General features: G+C 49.8%; 17 protein-coding genes. 2 read left to right on the forward strand and 15 right to left on the reverse strand.

All coding sequences use genetic code 11. The features are described from left to right. Positions 1–46: 46 nt before the first annotated feature. The 7 genes from A7975_RS21655 to A7975_RS21685 form a co-directional block, all read right to left on the reverse strand. Positions 47–709 (reverse strand): methionine ABC transporter permease, encoded by a 663-nt coding sequence (locus tag A7975_RS21655; protein ID WP_197286038.1) that lies wholly within the window; start codon positions 707–709, stop codon positions 47–49. After that, positions 706–1,707 (reverse strand): methionine ABC transporter ATP-binding protein, encoded by a 1,002-nt coding sequence (locus tag A7975_RS21660; RefSeq protein WP_065386515.1) that lies wholly within the window; start codon positions 1,705–1,707, stop codon positions 706–708. The genes A7975_RS21655 and A7975_RS21660 overlap by 4 nt, the downstream gene beginning before the upstream one ends. Positions 1,708–1,945: 238 nt before the next feature. After that, positions 1,946–2,539, reverse strand: coding sequence for a lipoprotein BA_5634 family protein (locus tag A7975_RS21665; RefSeq protein WP_065386516.1), 594 nt, complete (start codon positions 2,537–2,539; stop codon positions 1,946–1,948). A 303-nt stretch (positions 2,540–2,842) separates the two neighbouring features. Further along, entirely contained in the window at positions 2,843–3,325 is a 483-nt protein-coding gene (bcp, locus tag A7975_RS21670; RefSeq protein WP_065386517.1) for a thioredoxin-dependent thiol peroxidase, read from the reverse strand. A gap of 60 nt (positions 3,326–3,385) precedes the next feature. Further along, the gene (locus A7975_RS21675; protein WP_053372719.1) at positions 3,386–4,177 is read right to left on the reverse strand and encodes an ABC transporter permease; all 792 of its coding nucleotides are present in this window, start codon (positions 4,175–4,177) and stop codon (positions 3,386–3,388) included. A gap of 5 nt (positions 4,178–4,182) precedes the next feature. Continuing rightward, positions 4,183–4,977 (reverse strand): ABC transporter permease, encoded by a 795-nt coding sequence (locus A7975_RS21680; RefSeq protein ID WP_053372720.1) that lies wholly within the window; start codon positions 4,975–4,977, stop codon positions 4,183–4,185. Further along, complete coding sequence (locus A7975_RS21685) at positions 4,974–5,999, reverse strand: ABC transporter ATP-binding protein (protein WP_065386518.1); 1,026 nt, start codon at positions 5,997–5,999, stop codon at positions 4,974–4,976. The genes A7975_RS21680 and A7975_RS21685 overlap by 4 nt, the downstream gene beginning before the upstream one ends. Positions 6,000–6,346: 347 nt before the next feature. Between A7975_RS21685 and A7975_RS21690 the strand changes: the two genes are divergently transcribed. Beyond that, positions 6,347–7,393: an LCP family protein gene (locus A7975_RS21690; RefSeq protein ID WP_053372722.1), complete on the forward strand. Its 1,047-nt coding sequence runs from the start codon at positions 6,347–6,349 to the stop codon at positions 7,391–7,393. A gap of 98 nt (positions 7,394–7,491) precedes the next feature. After that, a complete protein-coding gene (locus A7975_RS21695; protein WP_065386519.1) occupies positions 7,492–8,805 on the forward strand; it encodes a glutamate-1-semialdehyde 2,1-aminomutase in 1,314 nt (437 codons plus the stop codon). A 444-nt stretch (positions 8,806–9,249) separates the two neighbouring features. On the opposite strand, the gene A7975_RS21700 is transcribed toward A7975_RS21695, so the two are convergent. From A7975_RS21700 to A7975_RS21730, 8 genes are all read right to left on the reverse strand, one after another. After that, positions 9,250–10,407 carry a PQQ-dependent sugar dehydrogenase gene (locus A7975_RS21700; RefSeq protein ID WP_255314430.1) on the reverse strand — a complete coding sequence of 386 codons (1,158 nt, stop codon included), beginning with the start codon at positions 10,405–10,407 and terminating at the stop codon, positions 9,250–9,252. Between the two features lie 94 nt (positions 10,408–10,501). After that, on the reverse strand, positions 10,502–11,356 hold the full coding sequence (locus A7975_RS21705; protein WP_065386520.1) for an inositol monophosphatase family protein: 855 nt from the start codon (positions 11,354–11,356) through the stop codon (positions 10,502–10,504). Positions 11,357–11,464: 108 nt separating this feature from the next. Beyond that, positions 11,465–12,283 (reverse strand): sulfite exporter TauE/SafE family protein, encoded by an 819-nt coding sequence (locus A7975_RS21710; RefSeq protein WP_065386857.1) that lies wholly within the window; start codon positions 12,281–12,283, stop codon positions 11,465–11,467. 107 nt (positions 12,284–12,390) lie between these two features. Further along, a complete protein-coding gene (gene uvsE / locus A7975_RS21715) occupies positions 12,391–13,416 on the reverse strand; it encodes a UV DNA damage repair endonuclease UvsE (RefSeq protein WP_065386521.1) in 1,026 nt (341 codons plus the stop codon). Between the two features lie 3 nt (positions 13,417–13,419). Next, positions 13,420–13,737, reverse strand: a complete 318-nt coding sequence (locus A7975_RS21720) for a hypothetical protein (RefSeq protein WP_053372726.1) — start codon at positions 13,735–13,737, stop codon at positions 13,420–13,422. A gap of 940 nt (positions 13,738–14,677) precedes the next feature. After that, positions 14,678–14,965, reverse strand: a complete 288-nt coding sequence (locus A7975_RS33775; RefSeq protein ID WP_141680385.1) for a hypothetical protein — start codon at positions 14,963–14,965, stop codon at positions 14,678–14,680. 152 nt (positions 14,966–15,117) lie between these two features. Next, on the reverse strand, positions 15,118–16,230 hold the full coding sequence (locus tag A7975_RS21725) for a D-alanine--D-alanine ligase (protein WP_065386522.1): 1,113 nt from the start codon (positions 16,228–16,230) through the stop codon (positions 15,118–15,120). Between the two features lie 23 nt (positions 16,231–16,253). Next, entirely contained in the window at positions 16,254–17,573 is a 1,320-nt protein-coding gene (locus A7975_RS21730; protein ID WP_369688947.1) for an amidase domain-containing protein, read from the reverse strand.

A 17,573-nucleotide genomic window follows, 5' to 3' on the forward strand; every position in this document is an offset into this window, starting at 1 on the left:
GTTGTTAGATCAGTCTAAGCTGACTATTTTTCAAAAAATACTTACCCTATTTTCTGCTATAACGACGCACCAGCGCATCGCCGATCGTTTGCAGCACTTGAACGAGCACGATCAGCAGGGCAACGGTAACGAGCATAACATCGGTTTGGAACCGCTGATAGCCGTAACGCAGCGCGAGATCGCCAAGTCCGCCGCCCCCGATAACGCCCGACATCGCCGTGTAGGAGACGAGCGTAACCGCCGTTATCGTCACCGCAGCCAGCAAGCTGGGGCTGGATTCACGGAGCAGCACGCGGCGCACGATATCCCATTTTGACGCGCCCATCGCCTGGGCAGCCTCGATGACTCCACGATCCACCTCGCGCAGCGACGTTTCCACCAGCCTCGCAAAGAACGGCGTTGCTGCTACGACGAGCGGTGGAATCGAGCCCTCAACGCCAAGCGTCGTCCCTGTAATCAGCTTGGTAAGCGGCATAATCAAAATCATGAGAATGACGAACGGTACGGACCGTAGCACATTGACGATAAAGGATAATACGCCATATACAAGAGGCTGCTGCAGCAGCTGCCTGCGAGAGGTTAGAAATAGGATGATGCCGATGATTAGTCCCAAAATAATCGTAAATACGAGCGATGCTGTCAACATATAAAGCGTATCTTTGGACGCATCCCATATTTCCGGCCACCGAACGTTTTCGAAGCTCATCATATCGCCTCCACCTCCAGCCCATCCTTGCGCAGCACGGCAATAACATGTTCAATTTCCTCATTGCTGCCGATCAGCTCCACGATAAGCTGGCCATATGGCGTTTGCTTCATTCGTGACACGGTACCCTGCAAAATCGCAAACTGCACCGAAGTAGGCTTCACTGCATTGTACAAAATCGGCTCATAGGTCAAATCGCCGATATACGTCATGCGCAGAAGACGCCCCGAGCGTCCGCGCAGCAGCTGGCCGTTCGCCCCGCTGTCAGCCACTTGATCAACAAAATCGCGAGTAACGGGATGCTCCGGCCTTAGAAAGACATGCAGCACATCGCCCATTTCAACGATTTCACCTCCATCAATGACAGCCACGCGATCGCAAATCGAACGAATAACGTTCATCTCGTGAGTAATAAGCAAGATCGTTATGCCAAGCTTCTCATTAATGTCGAGCAATAAGGACAAGATCGAATTGGTCGTTTGCGGGTCTAGCGCCGAAGTCGCTTCATCACAAAGCAGTACATCCGGATTGTTCGCCAGTGCCCTTGCAATGCCGACGCGCTGTTTCTGGCCGCCAGACAGCTGCGCAGGAAATTTATCCGCATGCCCCTCAAGCTGAACGAGCTTAAGCAACTCGTCTACACGCTTGTTCACTTCGGCCTTCGAAAGCTTAGCCAGCACAAGCGGAAAAGCAATATTATCTCTAACCGTGGACATCGACAGCAGGTTGAAATGTTGGAAAATCATTCCGATACGACGCCGCTGCGTTTGCAGCTGCCGCTCGGATAAGCCAGTCAATTCCACGTCACCTACGGTCACAGAACCCGACGTTGGTTTCTCGAGCAGGTTGACACAGCGCAGAAGCGTGCTTTTTCCCGCCCCGGAATGGCCGATGATCCCAAATATTTCACCTTTTTTGACTGTCAAACTAACGTCCCGAACCGCTTCTACCGAAGCAGCTCCTACTCGGTACGATTTTTTTATGTTACTGAGCCTGATCAGTTGAATAACCCCCTATCGGACAAGCAAGACCATATTGTATAAATGAGTCAGCATACTGTCAATGTCAAAAATATCCATTTAATGTCATTATATCATTCGATTATTTCTGCACGCCTCTGAGCGAGCTTTCCCTATTGTTTCCTTACCCCATTTTTTTACTCTACTAAACGCCGTAAAACACAGCAAAAAGGCGACCAGCAAGCAAAAAATCTACTTACGGGACGCCAAGCTATAACCATTATTTTATGTTGACCAACTGCTGCGTCTCCACCTCGAATGTGCCCATTAATTTTTCAGGGTTTTTGTTGAATTTCAAAACCGCCATCGTTTTCTCCGTCTCTTGCAGCGAGGACCAATGTGCGTTCTCCAACACAACAAACTCATCTGCGTAAGCCCGGCCATCTCCAATGATAAGATTTCCCTCATATTTGACTGCAAGCGTGCCACTGTTTCCATTGATCTTGTCAGACTCTTTTTTGGCGAACAATAAGCCCTCTCCTTTGGAAACGGGCGGCAAGGAAACAACAGCCTCCGTCGAACCATCTTCTTTCACTTTCATAAGCAGCTTTTTCTGGATCAAGCCATCAATCGTCGCTTGCGATACATACATCACTTTTTGCACACCGGCTTCAGAGATTTTGATCGTGTATACATCGCTTGCTTTTAACTGCTTCGCTTGCTTATCCAAAACATCTTTGACCTGCTGCTTCTCACCGTATACGATCATCCCATTTGCTTGAGGAAAAATCTTATCCATAAGTTTTTTCCCGCCAAACCCCGCGATAACAATGACAACGACAACGACCAGCACAATCGATACTATTTTTTTCATTTTCCGTCTCCTTTATATTTTAGTTTGGTCTGCCTTATATTTTAAAGGAATCTTTCCCTGTAAAAATAACGACAATAATGACGGCAGCGACAGTCGTTATGGTTCGTATCCAATCACTCATTCGTTGTTGCCTCCTTTTTGAATCGTTTATCTAATACCTATCCTATAGAAATGACCGACTATCAGCCATCGATTAGAGTGACAATATAAGTGACAAATTTGTAAGATACACTGAGCTAAAAACAGAAACAGGGCGATGCAGATTTTATCATCTGCACCGCCCTGTATTTAAGCTTCCATCTATTAGCGTGCCGCTTCCTGGAGCTGCTGCACCGCTTCAAATACCTGCTCGGCATGGCCCTTGACCCTTACCTTGCGCCATTCCTGAACCAGCTTGCCATCTGCATCTATCAGGAACGTCGATCTTACAAGTCCCATGTACTCTCTGCCGTAAAGCTTCTTTAACTGCCACACGCCGTAAAGCTCGCACACCGCGTGCTCCGTATCCGCAAGCAGCAGGAAAGGCAGCTCCTTCTTCTCGATAAAACGCTGATGCGATTTTACCGTATCGAGGCTGATGCCCAAAATAACGGTATTACGCTTCAGCATCTCCGCGTTAGCGTCACGAAAGTCGCAGGATTCCTGGATGCAAGCTGTCGTCATATCCTTCGGATAAAAGTAGAGGACCACATTTTGACCACGGTAATCGCTAAGCGATACATTCTCTCCATTTGACGCCGGCAATACAAAATCCGGTGCTGTATCTCCTATTTGAAGCTGTGTCATCTAAAATCCTCCATCGCTGTCTCATTAACGAATCGTATGAAATCAATCGGAAAGCTCCGTTTATGAGCCCGCTCCGCGATAACGCTTTACCCCGTGGTTCCACAGCCAGAGCCCCAAAGAAAATACGATAATGCCCATAACTGGCGTCATAAGCGCGAGCCGTGACAGGTCATCCGCCTTTTTCTCAAGGAAATAAGACGCTGGAATAACGCCAACGAAAGCAAACGGCAGCAGCCATGTCAGCACGAACCGAATCATTTTGTTATAAATATTAACCGGATAACGGCCGTAGTTTTGAATGTTGTACATAAGCGGCACGATGCCGGTCGGCGCGTCAGAATAAAAGGATATAGCGCTGAGCGCCGTATATAGTCCCGCGTAAATAAGAACCGCGCCCAGTACGAGCAGCATAAGCATCAATAAATCGAGCAGTTGGAACGGCAGATCGAGCTGCGCCCAGCATAGAGCCATAATGATCGCCCCGACGAAGGAGCCAATCAGGGACGGCGGATCTACATTTTCGAGCAGAACCTGATATAAGCTGTGAGCCGGCCTTGTAAGGACGCGGTCCATCTCGCCTTTGACAATGTAGCGCTCGCTGAAATTCCAAATGCTGAAGAAGGTGCTGAACACGCCGTAAGGAATCATGAAGAATCCATAGACGAACACAACCTCGGCCTCCGACCAGCCGCCAAGCGACGGCGTATGCTGGAACACAATCAATATGAAGATGAGGTTCATCCCTTGGAACAATAAATCCGACAGCACCTCAACCCAGAAATCGGCACGGTAGGTCAGCCTTGTTTTTGCGTAGTTTTTAATGTACTCCCAGAACAATGAAGCGTATCTCATGTCTATTAACCCCCTTGCACGAACAGCCGCTTGCGAGCAGCGCGCCACGTCAGCCAGATTGGCACCAGCAAGCCTGCAAACCATAACACTTGAATGCCGAATACAGGCAGCACTTCGCTGCTCGGCGTCCGTCCTGTAAATACGGAGCTAGGCAAATAGGTGATAGCCTGGAACGGCAGCCACTGCATGATTGCGGAGAGCCACCCTGGGAAGAAGGCAATCGGCACGACCACGCCGGAAAACAAATCGACCATAACCCGCTTCATCCGCATCATGCCTTCGTTATTTTCAACGAAAAACGCAAACAAGCCGGTCAAAATATTAATTTGCGAATTGATAAGAAAGCTAAAGAACAGCATGACTAAGTAAATAAGCCATGTCATTGGATCTGTAGGCAGCGTAACCGGAAAAATGAGACAAACGATAATCATCCCCGGCACCATGAACAGCAGCATTCGGAATAACCCCTCGCCGAAGCCTTGCATCATTTTGACGAGCAAATAGGAATAAGGCCTGATCAGCTGAACCGCGACGCTGCCGTCCCGAATCTCATTCGCAATCTCGCGGTCAAGGTTGTTGAAATAAAAGGCGCGAGCCATCCATGATACCGCAACGTATGTTGTCATTTGGGTCACGGTAAAGCCGGCAAGCGTCTCCTGATCGCCGTAAATCGCCTGCCACAGAAAGTAATAAGCGCCTATGTTAATGGCATAAATGATAATGCCGCTATAATAATTAACGCGGTAAGCCAGCATCATAATAAACCGAATACGAATAAAATCGATATAAGCGCTCATCATGACTGGGCTGTCTCCTTCGTGGTTGAAGCGGAGCCTGAGGAGTAAATGCTGCGGACGATATCGTCCGTATTGGTTTCAATGATTTTGATGTCGCGAATCTCAACGCCGCCAACAACGCATGACAGCGCATCGGATACGTTAACGGTATGCGGCAGCCACATTTTCGCGCTCACGTCGCTCTCCATCGTCCATGTTACGTCAAGCGCAGCCGTCAAGTGCTGCAGGACTGAAAGCGGCGTATGCCCCGCAAACTGGAACTGGATTTCGCGGCCCTTGCTCCAGCGGTTTTTCAAATCATCAAGCCCGCCATCATAAATGATACGGCCGTCATCAAGCATAATGACGCGTGAGCATAGCGCTTCAATATCCTGCAAATCATGTGTCGTCAGCAAAATAGTCGTTCCCTGCTCCTTGTTCATTTGAAGAAGGAAGTCTCGGATTTCTGTTTTCACGACGATATCGAGGCCGATGGTCGGCTCATCTAGAAAAAGTATCGACGGATTGTGCAGCAGCGAAGCGACAAGCTCGCAGCGCATCCGCTGTCCGAGGCTCAGCTTGCGAACGGGACGGTTGAGCAGATCGCCAAGCTGGAGCCGCTCTACAAGCTCGTTCAGCCTTTTGCGGAAATCCGCCTCTGAAACCCGGTATACTTTGCGCAGAAGCTGAAAGGATTCAATAACGCCGATATCCCACCATAATTGCGAGCGCTGGCCGAATACGACGCCAATGCCGTTTACGAATTTCTCGCGATCCTTGAACGGCACATAGCCGTTTACCTTGAGTTCTCCTGACGTTGGCACCAAAATGCCCGTCAGCATTTTGATCGTGGTTGACTTGCCTGCTCCATTCTCTCCTATATAGCCGCATATTTCGCCTTGCGGAATTTGAAAGGAAATATCTTTAACCGCCGTTACCTCATTGTACTCGCGTTTAAACAAGTCCTTGAGGGCGCCGGATAGGCCTTCGCGGTTCTTTTGCACACTGAATTGCTTGCGTAAATCCTTTACATCGATTGCTAACATCTGGTTGTTATAGCCCCTTTCGCTTCGACATTTCCTAGGAAATAGCGATCTTTTCTTACCTAAAACGATAAAACTTGCTTCTACATGTCGTTCAGCTTTATAATTTTATGATATGTAATCATACAGTAGTTCACGCCTAGCGTAAACGGTTGAGTCTGCCGGAGGCAGTTCAGCTTCCGTTTGCCGATGAAATATACGCACTTATATTTCCGGCGCAACCTGCTCCGCTAGCCTTCTTCCTGGATGCGGACCATTCGCTATGCCATCTTTGTTCATGCTTACATTTGAAATGTACCCTCTTGGGACAAAAAGATCCAGCAGCATCTGAAGGGAGCACGTCTAACGAAATGCCTAAAGAGACGAATAAGAAAAGAAAGTGGAAATGGTTGTACATCAGCCTCTCCGTAATTCTAGGCGCGGCGGCAGCATTTGTCATTTACTGGAGTGTAGGCATATATAATGCGCTGGATAACTTCAGTGATCCGGAGGCAACGAAGGCGCCTGTCGACGGCGTTGAAGCTACGCCTGTTCCGATCCCCGAATGGGAGGGCAAGGAACGCGTTAATATTTTGCTGCTTGGCGGTGATGCTCGTGGGGTTGATGAGGGCCAGCCGGCTCGTTCAGACTCCATATTGGTCGCTTCGTTCGATCCTGTTACCAAGAAAGCGCATCTGTTCTCTGTGCTGCGGGATACTTACGTCAATATCGAAGGACATGGCAAAGGCCGGATCAATACAGCGCTTACTCTAGGGGAATACCCGCTAGCGATGAAAACAGTCGGCGATCTGCTTGGTCTCGACATTCAATACTATGTATATACCGACTTTGAAGGCTTTAAGAAGCTGATCGATACGATTGGCGGCATTTACTTCGATGTCGAGAAAGATATGCATTACACGGACAACGCGGACGGCAACCGTTACGATATCGATCTCAAAAAAGGCTACCAGCTGCTCGATGGCGATAAAGCGCTTCAGTACGTTCGCTTCCGCCACGATGCGATGAGCGATTTCACGCGGACCGGACGCCAGAGAGAATTCTTGCAAGCAGTAGCAAAGGAACTTCAATCGTCTTGGAACATTATCCGCATGAAAAAAATTCTGGATAGCGTTCAGCCTTATGTGAAAATGAACATCACCGTGCCTGACATGCTGAAGCTAGGCCAGCTTGGCGTCAAAAGCCATGTAGCCAGCACGACGCAAATCCCGCCGATGGAACTTATCGCTGAGGACCGTGTTGGCGGCGCGTCCGTCATTGGAATCAGTGACGAGGATGAGCTTCGCTCCTACGTACAAATGACGCTTGAGCAGGATGATACGGTGCCCACGCCTACCGAATCCGCTACACCAAGCGACGGTACGGCAAGCAGCTCCAATACCAACTCGAAGCAGTAACCTATAGATACACGCAACGGCGAGCTTGAGTTGCGTGTATTTTGCTTCTTTTTCTACTACCGTTATTCACAACTACTTCAATTTGGAGGCTACTTTCCATGACCTTACAACGACCCAATTCAGAAAAGCTATACGAGGAAGCATTGCAGCATATCGTCGGCGGCGTCAACAGTCCCTCCCGTTCCTACAAAGCGGTAGGCGGCGGTGCCCCGGTGTTTATGAAACGCGGCGAAGGCGCTTATTTCTGGGATGTCGACGATAACCGTTACATCGATTATTTGGCGGCATACGGCCCCATTATAACCGGACATGCTCATCCACATATTACGGAAGCTATCGTTCGTGCCGCGCAAAACGGTACCTTGTACGGCACGCCTACCGAGCTCGAAATTACGCTCGCGCGCATGCTGAAGGAAGCTATCCCTTCACTCGACAAAGTTCGATTCGTCAACTCAGGCACTGAGGCAGTGATGACGACCATTCGTGTCGCACGCGCCTATACCAAGAAAAGCAAAATCATCAAGTTCGCAGGCTGCTATCACGGCCACTCCGACCTCGTGCTTGTCGCGGCAGGCTCCGGCCCATCGACGCTAGGCATTCCCGATAGCGCTGGCGTGCCTGCTAGCATTGCAAGCGAGGTCATTACCGTTCCGTTTAACGATCTGCCTGCGCTTAAGGAAGCATTGGATCGCTGGGGACACGAGACGGCCGCCGTCATGGTCGAGCCGATTGTCGGCAACTTCGGCATGGTAATGCCGCACGAGGGCTTCCTGGAAGGGCTCTGCAAGCTTACGCGCGATGCCGGCGCACTTGTCATCTATGATGAAGTCATCAGCGCATTCCGCTTCCATTACGGCGCTGCGCAGACGTATGTCGCTTTCCCGGACCATAAAGCGATTGAGCCAGACTTAACGGCGCTTGGCAAAATCATCGGCGGCGGCCTTCCGATCGGCGCTTACGGCGGACGCCGCGAAATAATGGAGCAGGTCGCTCCGCTTGGCCCTGCTTATCAAGCAGGCACGATGGCCGGCAATCCTGCCTCCATCTCCGCGGGCATCGCCTGCTTGGAGCTGCTGCAGGAGCAAGGCGTCTACGACAGAATGAACGCGCTCGCGACTAAGCTCGCAGCAGGGCTGCACGCTGCCGCTAAGCAACATGACATTCCGCTCACGATCAATCAAATTCGCGGTTCATTTTCCGCCCATTTCTGCGATCATCCCGTTACCAACTACGATGAGGCGCAGGATACGGACGGCGAGCTATTCGGCAGATTTTTCAAGCTCATGCTGGAGAAAGGCATTAATCTAGCGCCATCCAAATACGAAGCTTGGTTCTTCACAACCGCGCATACAGAAGCCGACATTGATGAAACCATTGAAGCCATTAATTATGCTTTCGCTAAACTGAAATAAACCCATACAAAACGGATTATCTCAAAATCAGTAAATTTCCTCGAAATGATTACTAACTTGGAACCGAAAGTCTAGACGACGGCTAGCCGCTCGTTTGGCGGGGAGAATGCGAAGAGATAAGGCTACTTTCTAGACTTATTTCTAGAATTTCAGCTTGCTTGGGTGAAATAGAGCTAGATTCTAGCTCTATTTTCCTTTGGCGCGCCCCGGAGGCTCATTTTCAGCGGAATGTGAAGAAATAAGGCTAATTTCTGGATTTATTTCTAGAATTTCAGCTTGTTTGAGTGAAATAGAGCTAATTTCTAGCTCTATTTTCCTTTGGCGGCGCAATTGCCGGAGAAGCGACATCATTTTAGGTAAAAAAAGAACCGTCCCTAAAGGTCTTTCCAGACCTTTCGAAACAGCCCCGTTTTGCGCTTCATGCGCTGCGTCATGTTCGCTTTGCTATTCAATTGGCTTAAGCAGCAGCAGACGGTCATCCGTCTTTGCCGGAATGCCGCGGCCATCGGTGTTGTTCGTAATGACGTAGATGCGTCCATCCTTCATTTTCACATCACGAAGCCTGCCTTCGCCCTCGAATACGACAGCCATTTCCTTTGTAGCCGGGTCGAACCGGTAAAGCGCGCCTCCCATCAAGGTCGCAATCAAAATGCGGTTGCTCTCATCCATCGTCGCTCCTGAGGGTGCGATTGCCGTTTCTCCTGAATGGTAAATAGGCGTTATCAATCCTTCGTGCTCTTCATCGCCATAAATGGTCGGCCAGCCGTAATTGCCGCCCGCATCAATCACGTTAATCTCATCATGCCCGCCGGGATCACCCGATGGACCATGCTCCGTATTAAACATCACATATTTATCATTCCATACGAGCCCTTGCGGATTGCGGTGCCCATACGAATACACATATGACCCAGGAAAAGGATTATCCTCCGGTACCTTGCCATCAAGCGTCATTCGCAAAATTTTACCGGCTAGGCTGCTTCGATCCTGCGCTAACTCCCTTTGCTGGGCATCTCCTGTCGTTACATAAAGGAGCTTATCCGGTCCAAAAGCCATCCGGCCGCCATCATGGTTCGCTGCTCCCGGAATCCCTTCAAGAAGTGCGCGCACCTCATCCCATTGCTCGCCATTTTGCTTAAGAAGAACGACTCTGTTCAAAATACGGCCTTTTTCCTCATAGGTATGATAGGCATATGCCATTTTGGACTTTGCAAAATCCTGCGCCAGCAGGAAGCCAAGAAAGCCGCCCTCGCCAAGGCCATGTACGCCTTTTTTCAAGCGCACCGCTTGACGGGTCATTTTATTGCCGTCAACTTTGACAACATTCCCTTCCCGCTCGCTAATATAAACGGTATCATCATCGAACGTGATCACCCACGGCACACGAAGGTCCTGCGCCAGCACCTCGTACGCTGCGGCTGTGTCGTCCGTCTCTGTAGGTTCGCTCGTTTCCGTTTCTAGCGGCTTATCGGTTGCTTCGGTTGCCGGCGTATTTGTCGATGGAGGTGATTCGGAAGTTTTAGTAGACTCGCATGCAGCCAGCATGCCCACGCATATCATTGTCATCATTAGCGCGGCTATTCGTTTTCTAGCAGTCAGCATCGTATGTTCCTCCCTCTCAATCAGGCATGAGCTATAACTAGAGACAAAGAAGGACAGCGTATCCGCCAGCAAGCAGTACGTTGTCCTTCCATCATTACTTATTTGCTTCCGCTTCGGCTAACGCTGCGATTAGCTCCTCTTGAATATGTCCATTCGACGCTACGACGTTGCGAACGCCCAAGTCGTAAGGCTCGCCAGTCGTGCTGCTTACGACGCCGCCCGACTCCTGCACAAGCAGGGAGCCTGCCGCCAAATCCCAGCTGTTAAGCCCAATCTCCCAAAATCCGCTCAGGCGACCTGACGCGACATATGCCATATGCAGTGCGGCAGAGCCGGCCATACGAAGATTGCGAACCTGCGGAGCTATCGCCTGTATGCCCTTCAAGTTCAGCGGTAGCGCATAATGGTGATCGGCCGGGAATCCGGTTGCAATAAGGCTGTCACGCAGCGTGTTATCGCTGGACACCTGCATCCTTTTACCATGAACATAGGCTCCCTTGCCTTTCTCCGCGACAAACATTTCATCCTTCATCGGATCGTAGACGACACCGACGATAACTTCGCCGTTATGGGCAAGAGCAATCGATACGCAGAAATAAGGAAAGCCGTGTACGAAGTTGGTTGTTCCGTCAATTGGATCAACAATCCACAAGTATTCAGCATCCCGAATATTTTCAAGCGCACGCGTAGAAGCCTCTGGCCCAGGCTCTACACCCTCCTCACCAAGAAAGGAATGGCGGGGAAAATGAGTCAAAATCAAATTTTTAATCAAGCGCTCCGAGCCTTTATCTACTTCCGTAACAAGGTCATGTGAAGAGTACTTTATATCAAGGCTTGCATGATTGCCAAGCTTCATTTTAATCCATTCTCCTGCTTTCGACGCGCAGTTGATTGCGACAGCAGTAAAGCTTTTGCCGCCTACAACGGAAGCATTGTTCTGGTCACTCACGGTCCATCACTCTTCCCTCTATGTAAATTTACGAACGGTTGTATCCACGTTATCTTCTATTACGCATAAAGCTCATCTCAAGTTTCGCATAAGACTATTTTCACAGTATTAAAATGATCTAACACCTTCAATAATTAATTGTGCGGCCAGCAGAAGCAGCGTTACTCGGAGCAGCCACAACAAACCTTTGCCGCTCATTTTCACAGCAATGGCAGCGCCTAGCTTGCCCCCGATCCAAGCTCCCGGCACTAAAGCCAGCACAAGCATCCAATCCGTCTCTCCCAAATAGATATGCATGCCGCTTCCAAGAATAGATGATAAAAAAATGACAAACATCGACGTAGCCGTAGCCAAATGCGGCGGAAAACGGAACAGCAGCACCATAAGCGGTACGAACAGCGAGCCGCCTCCAATTCCGAATAAACCCGAGATCAAGCCTACGCCAAAGCCAATGGAAAGCGCTGGAGCGATGCTATAGCTGTACGTATGCTCCTCACCGGATGCATCGGTCATCGTTCGAACGGTCGACCATTGTTTAGAAAACGGTTTCATATGGTCTCGAGCGATCAAAAGCGATGCCATCAGCAGCATAAAAACGCCGAATACAAGCTGGAACACGCCGGCAGGGAGCAATCCTGTCATTGCCGAGCCAAGCATGGCAGCGGGACCGCTCGTTATAAAAAATAACCAGCCGCTGCGAAAATCAACAATTTTCCGCTTGGCATAACTCAGTGTTGAAGCAAGTGCCGTAACGACTAACACCGTTAATGAAATGCCGACAGCCGTTGCGTGCCCAATTGCTTCGCCCGTCAGCACAGGTCCGATCAGCATGAGTACGGGAACGATAATAATGCCGCCGCCAAGTCCAACAATGCTGCCGAACATCGCCGCCACGACGCCGAGCAGTACTAGAAGTATCCATTCCATGATGCGATCACCTTTTTCAGCCATATTCGAGTTACTGCTGCGGGAGAGACTGCAAACATATAATAACACCGCCAAGGATTGGCCTTGACGGTGCTTACATTCAATCATTAGTGGTGAGCGTCAATCTCTACTCGTCCGCCATCTAACACTTTGACACCTGCTCCGCTTTGTTCCATTTGCTTAAAATCGTCCATGAGCTTGAATAAAGCCTCGTCCTTGCTCTTAGCCTCAAGCATGCAGTCCAAATATTCGGTGCTGCGAGCCGTCTGCCTTAGAAAATGAACTAATGGCTCTGCCTCCACAAAATCCGCATGACCACGGGGATCGGATACGCTTTTGGGACTGGAAGCATGAATTTTGCACGGAAGCTGACTAGCGCTTGTAAAGCCCAGCCTTTCTCGTTCCTTCTGCCAGGTTCGCTCTATTCTCGGCCATATGCCGTTGTAAAGCTCGTCCTCACTGACATCGCCATGATTCACGGCATGATGGTGAATATCGAGTACCATCGGAACCTCGACTTGCTCAGCTGCCTCAAGCGTCTCCCTTGCGTTAAACGTTTTGTCGTCGTTCTCAAGCGTGATCCGGTGTTTAAAACGAGGCGACAAGGCGCTGAATTGACGGATGAACCGCTCCCCAGCTACAGCCTTGTCGCCATATGCTCCACCGATATGTATGTTGCATTTGGTCGCTTCGTCCAGCCCCATCGCCTCTAACATGAGAGTATGATGGAGCAAGTCCAGCTCCGACTTTGCGAGCACCTCGGGCCTTGGCGTGCTGAACACGCAAAAGTGATCCGGATGAAAGGACACTCGAATGCCATTTTTCTGGGCGTATTCGCCGACTTCTTGAAAAGAAGGCGCTAGAGCCGCAAATGGATTCCATTCCAACAAATTCTCATGCGTAGCAAGCGGGATCAGCTTGGACGAAAATCGATACATTTGAATGCCGCTAGCTTTGCAATGCTTCAAAATGCGCAGCGTGCTTCGCAGGTTCTCCTCCGCAATACGCTCCAGCTTTCGGATGCCCGCCTCGCGGTCGTCCAGCTTCGAGAAGTTAGCGAACGTCATCGTTCTGGACGGTGATGCATTCTCTACCTGCAAGCTCATGGCGACAAAACCTAATCTAACGATCATTGTTTAAGCCCTCTCGCCAAAAAACATTTCAAAGGCAAGCGCCGTTTGAACCTTTGCTTCTTCGTCAGTCAGCTTTCTCACGAGCTCCATCTCCACTTGTGTCACTTCTTCGCCTTGGAAATTAATTTCCGCGATAGAAGCTAAAATGCGGACAATCGCTATCGCCTCATTGGCTGGCGTATAGGCAATAACCTTCTGGCCCGTCGGAAATACGCGAAAGCCGCTCTTCATCATTTTGCCCCGACCATACTCCAACAATTCATACAGCTCTTGTTCGGACTTAAATTTGCACACGGAGTTAAATTCAGTCGCAAAACCCATATTGTTTCCCTCCTTTCAGTGGAATTTCAACGGAGTTTCTACCAAACCTTCAGTGGCCACTACCAAACCTTCAAAGGCTACTCCCCAACCTTCAAAAGCTTTTCGAACCCACCCAAACCCTCCCTTCCAAGGGAGGGCCCCAAGGGTTGCACCCTCTGGACTCCCGCAACTGAACTAACGTTAGAGCTTGTGCGGCGCTCGGAAACCTCCATTGGCGGTGGATCGCTTTCGTCCCTGCGGGACACGCTTTACGTTTGTGCCACTTTCATTACCAAACCTTCAAATGCTTTTCGAACCCACCCAAACCCTCCCTTCCAAGGGAGGGCCCCAAGGGTTGCACCCTCTGGACTCCCGCAATTGGACTAACGTTAGAGCTTGTGCGGCGCTCGGAAACCTCCATTGGCGGTGGATCGCTTTCGTCCCTGCGGGACACGCTTTACGTTTGTGCCACTTTCATTACCAAACCTTCAAATGCTTTTCGAACCCACCCAAACCCTCCCTTCCAAGGGAGGGCCCCAAGGGTTGCACCCTCTGGACTCCCGCAATTGGACTAACGTTAGAGCTTGTGCGGCGCTCGGAAACCTCCATTGGCGGTGGATCGCTTTCGTCCCTGCGGGACACGCTTTACGTTTGTGCCACTTTCATTACCAAACCTTCAAATGCTTTTCGAACCCACCCAAACCCTCCCTTCCAAGGGAGGGCCCCAAGGGTTGCACCCTCTGGACTCCCGCAATTGGACTAACGTTAGAGCTTGTGCGGCGCTCGGAAACCTCCATTGGCGGTGGATCGCTTTCGTCCCTGCGGGACACGCTTTACGTTTGTGCTTCTATATTACTTTTAAGAGCATTAAACATCTTTAACACCATTCGTTGCTGCACTTTCCATACTTTCTATCGTATGAGACACGCTTCCAACATCGCACCCTTTAAACAGCAGATAATCAATCGAATATCCATTTAGCGGGAAATACTCCCGTTAAATTCTCAAATATAGGATCGTACCATGGATTAGCGGGAATTCCTCCATCTAATTTGGCGAAAAGTGCCTCATAGAGATGAGAAACTACATTTTTAGCTGGAGAAATTCCGGTTAAATTGGATTTCAGCCTCTTTTTAAAGAAATTAGCTGGAGCTTTTCCCGTTAATTGCTGCTGGTCCATCCGCCGACTTGAGCGAGCTCGAAATAAACAGCGACGAATAGGTCTACAAACAGCTTGTCCAAAGGACAAGAAAGAAAAAACTCCTTTATGTATCTATTTTGGCTCAGCGTTACGTTTTATGGGCTAACCGGCCACATAGCAACGTTCCATCATCCCAAAACAATAAATAAAAGATTTTTTCCTCGCACTATTTATGAATGGGTTATAAGTCCTTTAACCTGCTAAGTAGCGTCGCCTGTAAAATCGATGCGTTGCTTCTCGGCGTGGCGAGCAAGGGCTAGCGAAATTAATGTGTCTAACAACTCTTTATATGGAATGCCGGTTTCCTTCCACATGAGCGGGTACATGCTGAATGGGGTGAAGCCTGGCAAGGTGTTGACTTCGTTAATGAAAATCTGGTTATCGTTTTTCCGAAGGAAAAAGTCTACGCGTGATAAACCTGAGCCGTCGATCGACTGGAAGGCGCGAACAGCCATTTCTCGAATGGACTCCGTAATTTCTGGCGACAGGATAGCCGGAATTTGCATAGTCGACTTACCGTCAATATATTTGGCTTTGTAGTCGTAGAACTCATTGGATGGCGCAATTTCACCTGGCACTGAAGCTCTCGCATCGTCGTTGCCCAGTACGCTTACTTCGATTTCGCGGGCATCCACGAACTCTTCCACGATTACTTTACGGTCGAAGCGGAAGGCATAGTTAACGGCGGCAACTAATTCTTCGCGGTTTTTCGCTTTCGATACGCCGACGCTTGATCCCAGATTGGCTGGTTTAATGAAGCAAGGATAGCCGAGCGAAACCTCGCATTCCATAATGAAGAAGGAAGCATCCCTTTCCCATTGCGTCCGGTTGAAGTAGCGGAATACGCATTGCGGCAAACCTTCTTGGGCGAATACTTTTTTCATCAGAATCTTGTCCATCCCAACGGCAGAAGCGAGAACGCCCGCTCCAACGTAAGGGATGTTCGCCATTTCGAACAAGCCTTGAATCGTGCCGTCTTCCCCGAATGTACCATGCAGCAGCGGGAAAATAACGTCAATACGCGTCTCGTTCTCTGCAGACGCTTCTTTGTTTAAGCCCGCAAACAAAGGGGCGAGCGCAAAGCCTGATTGCTTCGCCTCGCTCCCGCCAAAACGGAGCTCCTCTACGCTGCTTGGGCGGGCATGGAGCGAGTCGCCCGTTTTCCATTCGCCTTGTTTTGTAATATAAAAAGGTTTGATTTCGTATTTGTTATAGTCAAATTCACCCATTACTGCGTAAGCCGTTTGCAAAGAGACCTCATGCTCTCCCGATTTCCCCCCGTAAACTAAACCTACTCGAACCTTGCTCCCCATGGCATATCCTCCGGTACAATTATTTATAATAGGTCTGCAATGTGAAAAAAACGATATTTCGTTTGTTCCGTCCATGCATAGGAATCACGATAATCCCAATAACGATGCCTGCTGGAAACCGTGTTGGCATTCACTAGCGGCATGCCGAACGAGTCAAAGGCCGTTACGATTGTGCTGTGCTGAAAACGATGATCGCCATTCCAGTCATACGTGATGACATCGCCAAGCTGCAGCTCATCGGCCGATTGTACAACCTCCGCGCGCAGGCCCGAAGACCTCGAAGCAGTCAAATAATTCGTTATAGCATTCGATACCGCCCAGCTATAGCTCCACCATTCGCTGCCTTTGTTACGTCCTTTATACCACCAGCCCGTTTCCCTCTTACCAGTATAGTTCATCGGAGCATTGCCTGCAAAGATGCACTGCGACACGTAATGTGTACAATTTACCTCAAAAAGCTCATACGACGGGTTGCCTTCATTCCACCAACGGTCCGCATATGCAGCAACCAAATCTCTCCTGTAACGAATGCCGGCTGGTCGGTGTTTGAATTGCTGTAATAGGTCATAATTTAAGTATGGTGTTGACGGTGACGATAGATCGCCAAATAGCTCCGAATGCTCATCGACGGTCATCCAGTTGTCTGAAGCAGTGCCAAAACGCGGCCTGCGCTCCGCTATGATCGGTTCTACGCGCAGGACTTCCCAGGCATTGCCCGAGGATCCAAGCCATAGACGTTCGAATTCGGATCTTTCCTCCATGTAAAATCGTCCAGACTGCTCCATCCTTCTTTTGATGTGAAGCCGAATGAGCACTGAAACTTCGCTGGATGATTCATTAAAACGGATAATCTCTGCTTTAGTCTCGCTGCCTGCCGGCAATGCGCCTCTAAGCAGATCACGCTCACGCAGACGCTCGAGCCTGCATCTTAGCCGGTCGCAGTGATCGGCATCGGTCACATAATCGGTCAGCACGGTGGCATGCTGATTCGCTTCTGCCTGATTGTATAAGCTCACATAGCGATGAACGGCAGATTTCCAGCCTTGCAGCTTCCCTTGCTGCGAGTATGGATCGTAATCCGATGAACGCAAAAGCGAATTCAGCTTAGACGTTTGCTGCTTGATTGGTTTTGCCTCTAGCATCGCTTTCTCTAGGCTTTGCAGCGCTTGATCGGCGCCATCGGCTTGCCGCTCCGCTTGCAAGCCGAAAGGCGATGGCTGCTTTTGCAGAGCATGTGTCGCAACTTTTTGCTGCGGCTTACGCTGTGGCGCTGCTGGCTTGGACGGCGCTGAGCTGCGCTTTTGACCTTGAGGACCCTGTCCCCCGTTACCCGTACGCGACAT

The sequence above is a fragment of the Bacillus sp. FJAT-26390 genome, from assembly GCF_001682865.1.
In the GTDB taxonomy this organism is placed as follows: domain Bacteria; phylum Bacillota; class Bacilli; order Paenibacillales; family Paenibacillaceae; genus Pristimantibacillus.

Coding starts and splice junctions, on each gene's coding strand:
- A7975_RS21685 (WP_065386518.1), bottom strand. CDS start 5,999: ATGTTAGCAATCGATGTAAAGGATTTACGCAAGCAATTCAGTGTGCAA.
- A7975_RS21725 (WP_065386522.1), bottom strand. CDS start 16,230: ATGGGGAGCAAGGTTCGAGTAGGTTTAGTTTACGGGGGGAAATCGGGA.
- A7975_RS21655 (WP_197286038.1), bottom strand. CDS start 709: ATGATGAGCTTCGAAAACGTTCGGTGGCCGGAAATATGGGATGCGTCC.
- A7975_RS21700 (WP_255314430.1), bottom strand. CDS start 10,407: ATGCTGACTGCTAGAAAACGAATAGCCGCGCTAATGATGACAATGATA.
- A7975_RS21730 (WP_369688947.1), bottom strand. CDS start 17,573: ATGTCGCGTACGGGTAACGGGGGACAGGGTCCTCAAGGTCAAAAGCGC.
- A7975_RS21695 (WP_065386519.1), top strand. CDS start 7,492: ATGACCTTACAACGACCCAATTCAGAAAAGCTATACGAGGAAGCATTG.
- A7975_RS21665 (WP_065386516.1), bottom strand. CDS start 2,539: ATGAAAAAAATAGTATCGATTGTGCTGGTCGTTGTCGTTGTCATTGTT.
- uvsE (WP_065386521.1), bottom strand. CDS start 13,416: ATGATCGTTAGATTAGGTTTTGTCGCCATGAGCTTGCAGGTAGAGAAT.
- A7975_RS21680 (WP_053372720.1), bottom strand. CDS start 4,977: ATGATGAGCGCTTATATCGATTTTATTCGTATTCGGTTTATTATGATG.
- A7975_RS21720 (WP_053372726.1), bottom strand. CDS start 13,737: ATGGGTTTTGCGACTGAATTTAACTCCGTGTGCAAATTTAAGTCCGAA.
- A7975_RS21710 (WP_065386857.1), bottom strand. CDS start 12,283: ATGGAATGGATACTTCTAGTACTGCTCGGCGTCGTGGCGGCGATGTTC.
- A7975_RS21690 (WP_053372722.1), top strand. CDS start 6,347: ATGCCTAAAGAGACGAATAAGAAAAGAAAGTGGAAATGGTTGTACATC.
- bcp (WP_065386517.1), bottom strand. CDS start 3,325: ATGACACAGCTTCAAATAGGAGATACAGCACCGGATTTTGTATTGCCG.
- A7975_RS21675 (WP_053372719.1), bottom strand. CDS start 4,177: ATGAGATACGCTTCATTGTTCTGGGAGTACATTAAAAACTACGCAAAA.